Here is a 14844-nt window from a genome sequence, read left to right on the forward strand (position 1 = left end):
GTAGTGGCTGCCACCACTGGCTGTATTGAAATACTTATACAGGACTTTAATTATCAAGGTGACGCGTGCAAATCCACAGACCCAGTGAACAACGCAGGCTAAGAATAGCTCTTATTATTGGCGCTGTTCTGGTACTTGTATTCATGGCAGCTGATATAGTGCTATTGCCTAGCAGTATGTACGAACTGTACACCTTCGACCGTCTACTTCTTCAATTCCCTATTATACTCATCGTTGTTGTACTGTCTTTTTGGCGCGAATTTATGCGGTATCGAGCGTACATATTTGCTGGCCTGCTTATTGCACTTTCCTACAGCAACTATTGGTTAATATGGGTTTGCTGGGAAGAGCACAACTTTATTTTTCCTTACGAAGGCACCATCCTCTATGCATTCTTTTGTGTATTCGCGTTGGGTATCCCATTTAAGTTAGCAGCCTCAGCTAATGTCATTAATATCTTGGGTTTTTTAGGGTTAATGTGGCTAGCGCCGGTTTATGGAGACAGGGTTCCCATTTCAGCAGCTTTTGTATCAGGGTCACTATTTATATGCGTGTACGCACGTTATCGGCTCGATCGTAGTGTACGCATGCTCAAAGAAACTAACGACCGCTTATTAAAGCTTAGCAAGTTCGACCCGTTATCTGACTTACTCAATCGACGGGCTCTGCGAGATCAAAGTGAAAAGCTGTTGGCCTTAAGTAAGCGCCATGACGTGTCGATGGCTGTATTAATGCTCGACCTAGATGACTTCAAAAAATACAACGATAGTTTTGGTCATCAGCAGGGTGATGAAGCAATAAAAGAACAAGCGCGTATTATGAAGCAAGTATTTAAACGGGAAACTGATATTTTGGGCCGCTACGGTGGCGAAGAATTCATTGTTGTTTTAAGCGATATCAGTAAAGAGCAGGTTGAAAAGCATGCACAAACACTATTGGATAAATGGGAGCGGGCTCAATTAAAACATGCCGAGGGAGCAAAGCACCCTTTTATGAGCTGTTCAATTGGTGTTGCTTACGCCAGTACAGTTGGTGAAATATCCATTGATTGGCTTATTGATGAAGCCGATAAAGTGCTTTATGAAGCTAAAGAAAAAGGTAAAGCACAGTATGTGGTAACAGAAGCACAGTGCTAGCGTTAACACTGTGCTCTTAATTTAAACTGTACTCTTCGCTTAAAAAATTACAGCTTAAGTATCAATTTCCCGGTGTTTTTACCTTCAAACAGCATATTTAAGCCTTTTTCGGCGTTCTCTAAACCTTCAATGGTATGCGCACGGTACTTTATCTTTCCTTGCTGCACATAAGGTGTGAGTTTTTCTAAAAGCTTTGGAATTTCATCCCAATGGTCTGGCATCGCAAACCCACGAATATTAATGCGCTTCTTAATTAACGGGATCCAATTGGGACCTGGTGACGGCTCTTCTGATTGATAATCGGCAATCATTCCACACACAACAATACGACCATGGGCATTCATTCTGTTGAATATATGGTGCTGGATAGGACCACCCGTATTTTCATAAAATACATCAATTTTATCTGGCGTAAGCTCTGCCAGTTTTTCTTCTAAGTCGTCAGTTTTATAATTAATTGCACCGTCAAAACCTAACTCGTTGACAATCCAGTCAGCCTTGTCGTCACTACCTACAACGCCGATTACACGAAGCCCGTCTGCCTTTGCTAGCTGGCCCACAATAGAACCTACAGAGCCTGCTGCACCTGTGACAATAAGTGTCTCGCCTTCCTTAGGTTCGCCAAAATTATAAAGGCCTGTGGTGGCGGTTAAACCTGGTAGCGCAAATACACATAGTGCCATTTCTTCAGTAACACCTTGCTGAAGCTTGTTAAAGCCTGAGCCATCACTTAGCACATATTCACTCCAGCCAGTCATGCCCATAACCTTGTCGCCAACTGAAAAGTCTGGATTGTTAGACTCAACCACTTCGCCTACACCGCTAGAGCGCATAACATCGCCAAGCTCTACAGGAGGGATGTAGCTTTCTCTGTCTTCGCTCATCCAGCCAAGCATGGCAGGGTCTAAAGACATGTGGGTTTGCTTTACTAGAACTTGACCGTCTTTTGGCGTTGGTATTTCAAACTCTTTTGTTTCGAATAGATGAGGGCCAATTTTTCCATCCTCGGGACGCTTTACCAGCGTGATAGCTTTATATGTTGACATTGTATCCTCCTGTAACACGTGAAAAGTTTTTGGTGGTGTGCCTGATGATTTACCTTATGATTTGCCTAGTATTGAAACGCAATATGCATAGCTGAGATCACCCACCGATTGTAAAGATAGGGTGGGGCTTGTTGTTATAAACACAACCAACATGGGTTCGTGCCTATAAAATTGAGCGTAAAATGCAGTCGGTGACAATAGTTGCTGGCGAAAGTGTTAAATAATCTTGTTAACAATATAGTGATCTTTAGTTAACTTAACTTTATCAATGTTGTTTATAAATGCGTCGAAGTTGTAGCTAAAATTGTAAATAATGCGATAAAAGTGCGTAAATAACGTTTACTTGCATTGAACAAAACTACTCATATCCGTAGAATGCCTGCTGCAATTTTCCCCTATTACAACGAGTATCTTATGAAGCAACAGTTTTCTTTACGTGCCTCAGTTTGCTTAGCGCTTGCTACCTTAGCCTCTTCTTCTGCGCTAGCAGCTGGTTTCCAAGTTAATGAACACAGTGCAAACGGCCTAGGCCGTGCCATGGCAGGCCAAGCAGCCAAGCCAGAAAATGCCTCTATTTTAGCAAATAACCCTGCAGCAATTGGTGTATTTAAAGAAGCTGAATTCAGTGCATCAGTAAGCTTTATCGACCCAAATGTAGATATTAATGGCGCGGTTACTTATGACCTTGGTGACAATACTGTTGGTGGTGATGCAGCACAAGAAGACAACATCGCTGATACTGCTATCGTACCTGGTTTCTTCTATGTTTCGCCTATTAACGATGAACTGTCTGCGGGTGTTGGCGTTTTCACCACTTACGGTCTTCGCTCAGATTACTCAGACGACTTTGGTGCGCTTCACTTCGCTGACACTGCAGAAGTGAAAACTGTAACGGTTAACCCTGCTGTTTCTTATAAAGTGAACAAGCAACTTATGGTTGGTTTTGGTTTGAACATCACATATGCAGAAGCTGAAATCGGCTCTGGCGTTTCAAACACACTTGTAGACACTTTAGTTACTCTAGCGCCAAGCGCAGAAGCGCTAGGTGTGACATTACCAGAGCTGACTGCTGGTAATTCACTATTTAGTATGGAAGGTGATGACATAGGCTTCGGTTGGAACGCTGGTGTTTTCTGGCAGCCAACGGATATGACCAATATTGCGCTTTCATACCGTGCGGAAACAAAATTAGAGCTTGAAGGTAACGTATCTTCAGAAACGCCTATTTTCCCTATTAACCTAAATCAGCCTGGTAGCTTGGACTTGAACCTTGCAGCTATTACTGAGCTAGCAGTTGATCAAAAAATCGATAACCAGTGGTCAGTACAAGCAAGCTTAACGTTCACCGACTGGAGCACATTTGAGAAGCTTGAAGCTAACTTGGAAGACGGTGTCGATTTCTTAATTAAAGAAGAAAACTTCGATGACTCATGGCGTGCGGCTCTTGGTGTAACTTACATCTTAAATGATGAAATTACCCTACGTGCTGGCTATGCTTATGACGACGGTGTGGTATCGGTAGAAAACCGTTCACTAAGTATCCCAGACACTGACCGTCACTGGTTTTCTGGTGGTATGACTTATACGATGAGTGAAGATACATCAATTGATCTTGCCTATGTATTCATCGATGGGCGTGAAGCAGACATTAATAAAGACAGAACTATTTTAAGTGATGTTCTTCCAGGTACTAACTTTACTACAAACTTCACTGGTACTCAGTCAGCTACAGCACACATCCTAAGTGTTCAAATGAACACTCGCTTCTAAAACAGAGAAGTTAAAAGCAATAAAAAAAGGCAGCGTTTTTACGCTGCCTTTCTCGTCTTAGACATCCTATTTCCCCGACTCATTTGCCACTAGTTGTTCATTAAATCTGCGCGAATAAATCTTGTAAGCAAGTTATCGCGGCGCTGATTTTGGCAGGCATAAGATCACGCTTCGGCGTAACCGCATAAACGGTATAGTCAGGCAATTCCCATTCTGTGAAAAGCTGCTTCATCTCACCTGATTTGAGCAAGTGTCTTACCTCTGGTTCAGGCAGTACGGCATAGCCCAGGTTATCTTGGGTAAGCTTAATCAACGTCTGCATTGAATTTACATCAATTCGCTGAGAATCTAATTCAAACTCGCCCTTGCTTTCATGCTTCATCACATAGTCTTCAATATGTCTGTGTACTATGTAGGCATGACCGTTTAACTCTTCTGGTGACGACAAGTTTTCACTAGCTAGTGGGTGCTCAGTGGAAACACATAGAATTCGTTCCCAGGTAGCAAGCTTTAAACTACTAAAATTAGTGTCAGAAACGGGAGCAAAGCAAAGAACAAGATCTGCGCTTGAAGCAATAATATCTTTAGGTTCGTCGGTAACAGTCAATGATATTGTAATTTTTGGAAATTCTTCGCACAGCTTCTTTAATGGTTCACTTAGTAAGCCACCACCAAAACCTTCAGGTGCGATAATGTTGATTTTACCAGTAGGGTCGTCTTGAAGGCTTTCAATTTTCTGTTGAGCCAGTTCCGCGGTTTGCAGCATTTGCTTGCTGGTGTCGTAGTATATACGTCCAGCTTCAGTGAGACTTAAGCTTCGAGTGTTTCGGTTAAAAAGGCTAAGCCCAATATCATGTTCGAGCTTTCGTAATTGTTGGCTAATTGCAGAAACAGTCATGTGTAGCTCGCGGGCTGCAACACTCATGCTACCGCTATCTGTTACCGCAATAAAAACCTGAAGAGAGCGAAGTAATTTAGTATTCATGGCGCAGTTAAATCCTTCTATTGGCCGAAATCTTGTAGGCCTACATTTGTAGCAAATTAACGACGTTAATGGGCGAATTTTACCTCAGTTAGACGTTAATGAGCGTTTTTAGCTGCCCTATTTACTCAATACTTACATAAACAATGCTTTTAAAATAAATTAAAGCCTTACGTTAGAATGAATCAAGGCGATTAGAGAAATTAAAAGCTCTCTAGTCGCCGATATGGTGGGGCTAGTTAGAGTCAACACTGCGCTAACTAGTTTAGGGGTTAGGTAATGATACTACCGGATAGTTCTGACTAAGTTTATGGTGTTAGTTGCAAGTTTGACTTCAACCAGAAATACAATAAGCGCACTGATTAGAAACATCATCGCCAATATGAATAGCACTATAATCGGCGTTTTCAAATCGACCACCCAGAGTGACCCGGAAAACAGCGCCATAATAACCGTACAAACCATAAGCCCTGAAGCGACACAAAGCCCAATTGCCCAGTTTATGACTTTAACCCTGCGCCACAGTACTTTTATTTCTTTTTTAGAGCGGTCGACAATATGTGGGTCTGACAAGGTATGAATTTGTCTTTCTGCAACTCTAACCCTATCTGATATTCGTCCCAACCGAGACGACATAACGTTTAGGAACCCCGCAATACCGGTAAGTAAAAATACAGGGGCTACAGCAAATTCGATAAGCTGTGAAAGACTCGGAATAAGTGTGTCCAATGATTCCTCCAGCGAACATGGTTTTGTTTTAGTGCAACGGTGTTTAACTAAGTGCTTAACTTTTTCACAACGCGCTGCCTACTTATGTGCATTATTTATGGCCGTGTGTAGTCATTGAGTAAGGTAACTACTCATTGCTTTTACAAGGCTTTTAGCCAAATTTATAGCAAAGGCAGCAAGGATTACGCCAAGGGTTTAATCACATAAATGGCTTAGTTGCCTGAACATTGCAATAGTTTATCGGTTTTTAACCCATTCTTTCTCTAATTAACGATACACTAGCCCTAATTGCTAAAAAACATTTGTCATCATAAGGATAGATAATGCGCTTTGCTCCAAGCTTTCCACTTTCATTGTTAACTACAGCACTATTGTCGTCTGCCGCTATCGCTCAAGAACCCAATGAAATAGAAAGGATAGAAACTACGTCTTCTCGTATACAGGGCAGTGCGAACGCTTCTGGCTACGCGGTATCGTCTATCTCAGAAGAAACCCTTTCACTGCTTTCATTTCAGCATATTCAAGAGTCGCTTAACTATATAGCGGGGGCCGGCGTACAGCGTGGTAACGGACAGGAGTATCTACCAGCCCTTCGTTCACCCGTATTAACCGGTGCAGGAGCATGCGGTGGCATTTTAGCAGCAGAAGACGGTATCCCGCTTCGAGCAGCAGGCTTTTGCAATATTAATGAATTGTTTGAAGCCCATGGCGAGCTTGCTGAGCGTATTGACGTAATAAAAGGCCCGGCGTCGGCGCTGTACGGGTCTAATGCCATTCACGGCGTTATTAACGTAATTACGCCAGATACCACGCAAGGCGACGGCTTGCTAAGCGCTGATTATGGCTCCTATGGCTTTCATCGCATTAAGCTTAAAGAAGGGAAAGACTTCGGTAGTAGCGGTGTGGGTATTGCGGCAAGTGTAACTCGCGACACCGGTTACAGGGATGAAGAAGGCGTTGACCAAGAAAAAGTTTCGCTTCGCCACCGAATTGAGTGGGATGACACGGTTATTACAAGCGGCCTAACCTATACCCATTTAGATCAGGAAACAGCTGGATACATAGTTGGGTTTGAAAGTTACAAAGACACGCAACTAGCTAAAAGCAACCCTAATCCAGAGGCCTTTCGAAAGGCAGAAAGCTTCAGGTTGTGGAGTAAACTAGATACCACTTTTAATGGTGGTCACGCCCTTTCAATTACACCTTATGTGCGCAACCAAGATATGCGTTTTCGCATGCACTTTCTGCCTGGAAAGCCTCTTGAAACAAATGCCCAACAAGGGTTTGGTGTACTGTCCCAATTCAACTACGTTATCAATGACAGCCTAAGCGCAGATGTGGGGTTAGACGTTGAATATACTGAAGGTGAACTCACCCAGTCGCAAGACAGCGTTACCGAAGGGTCTGCGTTCTTGGTGGAAACCATACCCGTAGGTAAACACTATGATTATGATGTAGATGCTAGCTTACTCGCGCCGTTCTTTACTTTTAACTGGCAAGCAGAACGTTGGGCTATTTCTGCTGGCGGGCGTTTTGAATCCATGAAATACGACTACACCAATAATATGAACGTAGGTCGTGTACGTGAAGATGGCACCGAGTGTGGGTTTGGCGGCTGTAGATATTCCAGACCTGCAGACAGTGAGAATAATTTTGATAACTTCAGCCCAAAACTCTCAATTCGCTATCAATTAAATGAGCACATTCAGTTGTTTGGAGGTGTTGCAAGAGGGTATCGCGCCCCTCAGGCTACCGAACTGTATCGTTTACAGCGTGGACAACTTGTAACGGATCTCGATTCTGTAACCGCTGACAATATTGAGGTGGGCATAACTGGCGTGCTGTTTCAGGGTAGCTATACGCTAAGCCTTTACAGCCTGCAAAAAGACAATGTTATCTACCGCGACAGCGACTTTTTCAATGTGAGTAACGGCGAAACCTGGCATAGAGGAGTAGAGCTAGCTTTTGACCAAAAGCTAAGCGAGGCGCTGCGCTTAGACTTTGCTGGTACGTACGCGAGGCACACTTATGAACACAATCAACTTTCAGGTGAGCAAGACATCAAAGGCAATGATATCGACACTGCGCCCAAGCTTCAGTTTAACACTCGCTTAAGCTTTGATGTGTCGAAATCGGTACAAACTCAATTAGAGTGGCAGCATGTTGGACGCTATTTTACCGACGCTGAAAACCTAAACGAGTACGAAGGGCATGATTTAGTGCATGCTCGCGTGAGTTACAGTGTGAATGACGATATTACGCTGTATGCGCGGGTTATTAACCTATTTGATACGGACTACGCTGAGCGCGCTGATTTTACCAGTTTCACTGGGCCGCGTTATTTTCCTGGCCGCCCTCGGAACTACATGATTACGGCGTCGTTTGCCTTATGAGTTTAAATAGATATATGTAATAGATAACTATTAGTCCCAAAAATACAGACTATTGCCGTGATCCGCTTGTACCCCACAAGTTTCAGGCGTAGTCTGTAGCCATCAGCATGGGTTTCAGTCATGCCATGTATAGCGCTTTTAACAGTAAGGCGGTATAGGTGGAATGATTGTTAATAGGTATACCCATGCAAAAAATAGTAATTGTTGGTGGCGGTGCTGGTGGTCTTGAGTTAGCCAGTCGCTTAAGCCGCACCCTCGGGAGAAAGAAACAAGCCGAAATTACCCTTGTCGACCGCAGTCGAACCCATATCTGGAAGCCGCTCTTACATGAAGTGGCAGCCGGTGTAATTGATAAACATTCAGACGGTGTGGACTACGCAATTCACGCTGCGGCCCATCACTATCGTTTCCAATTAGGTGAAATGTGCTCGCTTAATGCGCAAGCGCAAACCATAACCTTGTCCCCTTTAATTGACGAAGAAGGAACACAGGTTTTACCTGAGCGGGAAATTCAATACGACCAACTCGTATTAGCCATAGGCAGTGTGAGTAACGACTTTGGTACTCCAGGGGTTGCAGAGCATTGCTACTTCTTAGATTCACTTAGGCAAGCTGAACGCTTTCATCGAGCGCTTCTTAATCAGCTTATCCGAATCAATCAACAAGAAGACAAAGACGCCAAAATTAAAGTAGCTATTGTTGGTGCGGGGGCAACGGGCACTGAGCTGGCAGCTCAGCTTCACCACGTAGCGAATTTGTCGAAGGCTTATGGCATGCCAGAGATGTCTGCTTCTCGCCTAAAAATTTCTATAGTGGAAGCGGGCGATCGAATTTTACCGGCACTGCCGGAGCGTATAGCGAACTCTGCAAGAAAAGCGCTGCATAAGCTGGGTGTAGATATCAAAGAGCAGACCATGGTCGCTGAAGCCGATGCTAAAGGTTTAATCACCAAAGACGGTGGACGGATAGACGCTGATTTAATGGTGTGGGCCGCAGGCGTTAAAGCGCCAGACTTCATAACAAAGCTTGAGCTTTTTGAAACAAATAGAGCGAACCAGATCCTTGTTGATAAGCAGCTTCGCAGTACAACGCAGCAAAACATCTGGGTGTTGGGTGATTGCTGTGGCTTCCAGCAAGAAAATGGTAAGTGGGTGCCGCCTCGGGCGCAGTCGGCTCACCAAATGGCAGATATTGTTGCACATAATATAACGTCGCTATTTACCCAAAAAGACACGAAAGACTTTACCTATAAAGATTATGGGTCTCTGGTTCATTTAAGTAAGTACAGCACGGTCGGAAGCTTAATGGGCTCGTTATCTAACAGCAGTATGTTTATTGAAGGGCGCTTAGCTAAGCTGGTATACGTCTCTTTGTATAATATGCACCAATTTGCGGTACACGGGAAAATTAAAGGCGCCCTAAAGCTCCTTGTTAAAAAATTAAGTCAGGCCATCAGCCCCAAGCTAAAGCTTCACTAATCACCGACATACAAGAAAGCCCCGAAGTTGGGGCTTTTTTCATACTCATTTTACTTCAATCGCTTTTCCAAAAAACCGTTCGAGCGTCTAGTCTGTAAAAAAGCATCGTTTAATGGTCGATAAAATACGCTAAACCCCTCTACTAAATGCGTTAAATACTCTTATAGTTTAAATAGGAAGTTTGAGAAATAGCTTCTAGCTTTACCTTGTTTTATTGGTTGAGGACGTACCCTTTGCGCGTGTCATACGTTTTGCTGGCTTTTATGTTGCCAGCGCTATTTTCATCACTAATTACCGTCTCTGTTTCGGGAGAGGAAAGAAGTGTTCGAAATATGGCGAGCCAAGGGAATAGCGCCAGTGAGCTTTCAACCCTTATTAGCAACTGTGAAAGCGGTACTTATGAAATATCTGATGATGATATTGATGATGGCCTTCCAGTATTTAATATTATTAACAGCGTTGAGAAATATCGCTTTTCGGCCAAGACAACAGTTGATGCAAACGCCTCTAACAAGCTGCGCGCTAACATCATTCGAGGACCGCCTTCTTTCACTTAATCACTTAAAAAAACTTATTTTTTTACTTTTGATTAGGAGAAAGGTATGCACGCCTTAAATCTATATAAAACCGAATCTATTGATACACTGGCATGGCCGGTTGTTGAAAACACTATTACCGTTAATTCATCTGCCATGGCTGTTTTCACAGACTTTAAGCAGCACCTACCACATGTTCTAGATGCCCGAACACCCGCGACAAAAGTAGAGTCGATTATGCGTCAATCTCATGTTCGTATGATGCTGGTGGTGAACAGTGAAAATCGTTTCATTGGGATTATTACCAGTCATGATGTAGGTGAACAGCAAATCATACAACGTTTAAGCGAGCTTAAAGTTAAACGCGAAGAATTAACGGTTCACGATTTTACGCGCCCTAAAACGTCGCTCATGTCTTTTGACTATACAGAGCTAACGCATTCATCGGTGGGGGATGTGATAGAGACGCTTAAAGATTATGGGCAACATCACTGCTTGGTGATGGACAGGGACAGTCACGAAGTTCGGGGTGTTATCAGCGTGAGTGATATTGCTAGAGAGCTGCGCTTGCCGCTAGATATTCAAGGGCGCCCTACATTTGCAGAACTAATCACTATTCTTGCTGCGTAAATTTTAATTATCCATTGTTAGCCCACTCTTTTACTACGTGTTGTATAAACAGCACGTAGTAAACCTTGCCTCAATTATCGGTCGCAACTTTTTTGTCTTTCGCGAACTGGTACGCATTTCGCGAAATTGGTACACATTTCGCACAATATCGCATAGTTAGCAAAACATCTTGTTGAGATTGTTTGATGAAACGAGGCGAAATTATGAATAGATCACCATTCCCTACCAGTGTAGTAACCAAAGCATTCACTTGGGCTTATCAAGAACTTGGTTTAAATATCAAGCAAGCCTCTGAAATAATGGGTATTTCTCCTTCGTCACTGGCACAAACCACATTGCTTGGTTTTGAAAGCGGTACCGCAGAGTATCGCAAGCAACTTGCATTTATTCGTATGTATCATTTACTCATTTCATTGTCAGAAGGGGACAGTGAACAAATGAAAACTTGGTTTAGTAGCTACAATATTACGCTTGAATCGAGTCCTCTTGAAATGTGTAAGGAATACGATGGTATTGAGCGAGTAGCTGACCAGTTGCGTAAATTGAAACAGTCTGAAACTGGTAGAGGAAGCGCACTGACTGTTGTTGAGTTCTCTCACAATGCTAACACTTCAAAAATGGGCGCTATGCTTCATTAGTCTACCTGTCGCGATTTACTGTCAATCTCGATAATAAAGTCTGCACAGGTTTGCGCCTGAGTGATAGGTATCATGTGCCCTGCGTCAGGAATTACTTTCTGTACAGCCGAGTCTATTGCCGAAGTGACAGCTTCAATATGCTCATTTGGCTTTAAAATTGTGTCTTTTTCTCCATATAAGACGCCTACAGGACATTGAATTTTACCGTAGGATGACTGTTGTCTATGCAAACTGCCTTGTGCTGAAACAGTATCTCGGCTTCCTTCATAAAAACTGCGAGAATGAAGCGCAAGCAACCCGCCTCCTTCAACAGAGAATGAGATAGGCACAGGTTCTGGATGAAAAATCTGCGCAACTTGTTTTCTACCGAGCTTTGACCTTAGTGGGCTGGCAATGGTTTTAGCTACACTATTGCGCACAAATTCGTTGGGTATGTAAAGTATTGAAAGTGGGCCGGCACCGCCTTTAAGTGGCGTGGTCAATGGGCAAAGCAATGATACAGATTCAATGACGTTAGGTGCATCAATTGCCATTCTTAATGCAATACCGCCGCCCATTGAGTGACCCGCAATACTCGCTTTTTCAATGCCTTCTTTTGCCATCCATTCTAATATCATTTTACTTTGCTGCTCAAAGCTGGCTGATGTGTTTTTATATCGGCTAGAAAAACCGCTACCGGGGCGGTCAACAGAATAAACCGAGTAGCGCTGCGCGAGGGTTTTGGCTAATTCATTAAAATTGTTACTATTGCCCAGTAAGCCGTGGATGAGTACAAGTGATGGCCCATTTCCTTGTTTTTGCCAGTGAATAATTCCTCCCTCGACAGGAGTAAGTTTTCCCGAGGGCCTAAACGATGACTCGATGCTGCTATCCATTTTTGCAGTAAACCAAATAAGACCTACAAAGATACAAGTAACGATAAGTAAAGTAGTCAGCATGTTGTGTTTCCAAGGTAGGGGAGAAATTAACCTATCGGGTTACCTTTTAACGGTCAAGTAAGCGATGAGTTATAGTCGCAAGTCATTAGCGTTATGAAGACGCAGGAAAAATAATACGTCATCCCACTAAAAATATAGGAACTGATATGGAATTACCGATAACTCGCTCTATTTCGATAGATGAGGGCGAGGCCGATCTTCAGGCTATTCGCGCTCAAGGTAGCGGCGGGCAAAACGTTAATAAGGTAAGTAGCGCAATACATCTGCGATTTGATATCAATAAGTCGACGTTACCCGATAAGCTTAAAGCCAAATTACTGAATGCAAAAGATAGTCGCGTTACTAACGAAGGCGTTTTTGTACTTAAAGCACAAAATTTTCGCACTCAAGAACAAAATAGAGAAGATGCATTAGCGCGTCTTGTCGCGTGGATAAAGGCGGCAACCGTAGAACAAAAGCCGCGTATAAAAACTAAGGTAAGCCGAGCAGCTAAAGCCCGTCGTTTAGATGTAAAAAAACAACAGGGCGCGAAAAAATCTATGCGTAAGAAAGTGGAATTTTAAGCAAAACTAATCTAAAGTATAAAGCCTGTTAGATGTCATTTCGCAAGACAACGGAAAATTCTTACAATAACAAATGAATGTGTCTTGTGCTTGTGCTAATTATTGGAACTTAGGGAAGCATACAAAGTGACGCGTTCGAACGTAATTCCTATGGTGCTATTTGCAGCCATAGTAGTTTCGCTTGGGATTAATACACCGCAAGCCGCAAACGAGATTATTGCTCGTTTGTTTAATAAATCTATTTCTAATACCGAACTACAGCCTTCACAGGCGGATATTGATCGTTTTCAGTCTATTCTCACCGACAAGTCAGAAAAAGAAGTACGCGATATTTTGGCGCAACGAGCGCTTGGTAATAAAATTACCGAATCTGTACTGTCGGATTTCGCAAATAGAAACGCCATAGAGCCTAACGACAGCGAAATTCAGTCTGCTTATTCCGTTATTAAGCTATGGACCGTTGACTTAGATAGTGATGGCACTTATCAAGATGAAGAACTAGAGCGCTACCGTCTTGCAATGGCTGAAGGTATGGCAAAAAGCTGGAAAGTATCTAAAGCGCTGTATGAAGCCTATGGCGGTGATGTGGTGTTTCAACAGGATAATCCTTTAACACCTGTAGGTGCCTACCAAAAACTGTTTGAGCAGTATCGAGAACAAGGTGAGTTTGTCATTTACGACCCAGTCTTCAAAGCCGCGTTTTGGAGTTCGGTAAAAATGAAATATGCTAAAACCTACGACCCCGAAAATATAGATTACTCTCTTCCCTGGTGGGAAAAGAGCATGACTGCTTCAGAAAAATAGCTTTGATAAAGCCCTGTTTTTACAGGGCTTTTTTTGTTCTTCGCAAAAAAGCATCTCCCCCAACGGAATAAAACCTTTCGACTAATCGTTATCTCAGTGTCCCTTATGAAAAACGGAGATAATCGGATGAAAAAGTTAAATACTGCAATTGCATTGGCTTTAGGTATGGCGTCAACGTCAGTGTTGGCTCAAGAAACAACCTTTTCGGCAAATACTTCAGCTAATGCTTCAACGTCAACATCGGTTTCTGTAACAAACGGTGCAAACACGCAATCTGCTGTGCGATCAAGTACGCAGACATCGGCACAAGGCGAAACAGTTACACAAAGCCAAATGTCTACCGAAAGTTCAGCTAACGCTAGTGGGCAGCTATCGATAAGCCAAACAGGTAATGACTTATCAAGCGGACAAGAATTGAATCAAGCGCCTGAAGCCGGTAACGAAGCCAATACTGAAGAAAGCACTGGAGGTAGCTCAGATCAAGCCACGGCAGGTGAACTAGCACAAACGACTACTTCAAACACTAGCTTCTTAGCAAATAGCGCTCAACAGTTGTCTACAAGCGTCGCATCTTCACTGGTTTCTAACTCGCAAGCTTCTCTTGAAGGCGTTGTTTTAGCGACATCAGACACGGCGAATACAATGACAGCATCGGTGGCAGGAACGCTTACGGGTAATGTATCTGGTTCAACATCAGTTCTTCCGTCAGCGTTAGGCACTATTGAACCGAATTCAGAACCAGAAGGAGAAGTAGAAAACACTGCAGCAAGCATGGCCTCTGGAACCGTTCAAAACGCGGTAGAGGGTACCGTGAACAACACGGTAACGGGTTCGGTAACCAATACTGTAACTGGCACTGTCGCTACCGCTGTCGATGGGGCGATTGCTGCAACGGTAGCAAGCAATGTAGGCAGCACGGTCGAGAGCACGGTAGGAAATACGGTAGAGAGTACAGTAGAGAGCACGGTAGGAAATGCGGTAGAGAGTACAGTCGAGAGCACGGTAACGAACACTGTAGAGAGCGCAGTAGAGGCATCGGTAGCAAACACTGTAGAGAACACAGTAAACGACAACGTCGCTTCAAATATCTCGGGTGCGTTGGGCCTTTAACCTATGGACCTAAACCGTTAGGGGGAGGGAGAGCTCTCCCTCCTGACTTCCTCGCACGACCCATTCATAGCTGAAAACAGCGAGTTTCACT

At 43.5% G+C, this 14844-nt stretch carries 14 protein-coding genes; 10 read left to right on the forward strand and 4 right to left on the reverse strand.

Going from position 1 to position 14844, the window contains the following annotated elements; translation table 11 throughout:
* The first annotated feature begins 65 nt into the window (after positions 1-65).
* Positions 66-1136, forward strand: a complete 1071-nt coding sequence (locus IW644_RS15835) for a GGDEF domain-containing protein (RefSeq protein ID WP_269918411.1) — start codon at positions 66-68, stop codon at positions 1134-1136.
* Between the two features lie 47 nt (positions 1137-1183).
* Here IW644_RS15835 and IW644_RS15840 read toward each other — a convergent pair whose 3' ends face one another.
* The gene (locus tag IW644_RS15840; RefSeq protein WP_269918412.1) at positions 1184-2182 is read right to left on the reverse strand and encodes an NADP-dependent oxidoreductase; all 999 of its coding nucleotides are present in this window, start codon (positions 2180-2182) and stop codon (positions 1184-1186) included.
* Between the two features lie 414 nt (positions 2183-2596).
* Between IW644_RS15840 and IW644_RS15845 the strand changes: the two genes are divergently transcribed.
* Positions 2597-3952 (forward strand): OmpP1/FadL family transporter, encoded by a 1356-nt coding sequence (locus IW644_RS15845; protein WP_269918413.1) that lies wholly within the window; start codon positions 2597-2599, stop codon positions 3950-3952.
* Positions 3953-4052: 100 nt separating this feature from the next.
* Here the strand turns inward: IW644_RS15845 and IW644_RS15850 are convergent, their stop codons facing one another.
* Positions 4053-4937 (reverse strand): LysR family transcriptional regulator, encoded by an 885-nt coding sequence (locus tag IW644_RS15850; RefSeq protein WP_269918414.1) that lies wholly within the window; start codon positions 4935-4937, stop codon positions 4053-4055.
* Positions 4938-5219: 282 nt separating this feature from the next.
* Positions 5220-5663 (reverse strand): DUF2721 domain-containing protein, encoded by a 444-nt coding sequence (locus IW644_RS15855; protein ID WP_118491429.1) that lies wholly within the window; start codon positions 5661-5663, stop codon positions 5220-5222.
* A 323-nt stretch (positions 5664-5986) separates the two neighbouring features.
* On the opposite strand from IW644_RS15855, the gene IW644_RS15860 reads away from it, so the two are divergent.
* The 5 genes from IW644_RS15860 (at position 5987) to IW644_RS15880 (ending at position 11338) form a co-directional block, all read left to right on the forward strand.
* Positions 5987-8056, forward strand: coding sequence for a TonB-dependent receptor (locus IW644_RS15860; protein ID WP_269918415.1), 2070 nt, complete (start codon positions 5987-5989; stop codon positions 8054-8056).
* Positions 8057-8241: 185 nt separating this feature from the next.
* Positions 8242-9534, forward strand: a complete 1293-nt coding sequence (locus IW644_RS15865; protein ID WP_179984918.1) for an NAD(P)/FAD-dependent oxidoreductase — start codon at positions 8242-8244, stop codon at positions 9532-9534.
* A 239-nt stretch (positions 9535-9773) separates the two neighbouring features.
* Positions 9774-10091 carry a hypothetical protein gene (locus IW644_RS15870; RefSeq protein ID WP_269918416.1) on the forward strand — a complete coding sequence of 106 codons (318 nt, stop codon included), beginning with the start codon at positions 9774-9776 and terminating at the stop codon, positions 10089-10091.
* Positions 10092-10136: 45 nt separating this feature from the next.
* Positions 10137-10700 carry a CBS domain-containing protein gene (locus IW644_RS15875; protein ID WP_269918417.1) on the forward strand — a complete coding sequence of 188 codons (564 nt, stop codon included), beginning with the start codon at positions 10137-10139 and terminating at the stop codon, positions 10698-10700.
* 203 nt (positions 10701-10903) lie between these two features.
* Positions 10904-11338 carry a hypothetical protein gene (locus tag IW644_RS15880; protein ID WP_179984916.1) on the forward strand — a complete coding sequence of 145 codons (435 nt, stop codon included), beginning with the start codon at positions 10904-10906 and terminating at the stop codon, positions 11336-11338.
* On the opposite strand, the gene IW644_RS15885 is transcribed toward IW644_RS15880, so the two are convergent.
* A complete protein-coding gene (locus IW644_RS15885) occupies positions 11335-12276 on the reverse strand; it encodes an alpha/beta fold hydrolase (protein WP_269918418.1) in 942 nt (313 codons plus the stop codon). The two genes, IW644_RS15880 and IW644_RS15885, sit on opposite strands and share 4 nt — an antisense overlap.
* A gap of 146 nt (positions 12277-12422) precedes the next feature.
* Here IW644_RS15885 and arfB point away from each other — a divergent pair, with 146 nt between their 5' ends.
* The 3 genes from arfB (at position 12423) to IW644_RS15900 (ending at position 14753) form a co-directional block, all read left to right on the forward strand.
* Positions 12423-12839, forward strand: coding sequence for an alternative ribosome rescue aminoacyl-tRNA hydrolase ArfB (gene arfB / locus IW644_RS15890; protein WP_179984914.1), 417 nt, complete (start codon positions 12423-12425; stop codon positions 12837-12839).
* A 126-nt stretch (positions 12840-12965) separates the two neighbouring features.
* The gene (locus IW644_RS15895) at positions 12966-13643 is read left to right on the forward strand and encodes a hypothetical protein (RefSeq protein WP_179984913.1); all 678 of its coding nucleotides are present in this window, start codon (positions 12966-12968) and stop codon (positions 13641-13643) included.
* A gap of 126 nt (positions 13644-13769) precedes the next feature.
* The gene (locus IW644_RS15900) at positions 13770-14753 is read left to right on the forward strand and encodes a hypothetical protein (RefSeq protein ID WP_269918419.1); all 984 of its coding nucleotides are present in this window, start codon (positions 13770-13772) and stop codon (positions 14751-14753) included.
* Positions 14754-14844: the final 91 nt, after the last annotated feature.

Source organism: Alteromonas sp. PRIM-21 (genome assembly GCF_027563165.1).
GTDB classification, from domain to species: Bacteria; Pseudomonadota; Gammaproteobacteria; order Enterobacterales; family Alteromonadaceae; genus Alteromonas; species Alteromonas macleodii_A.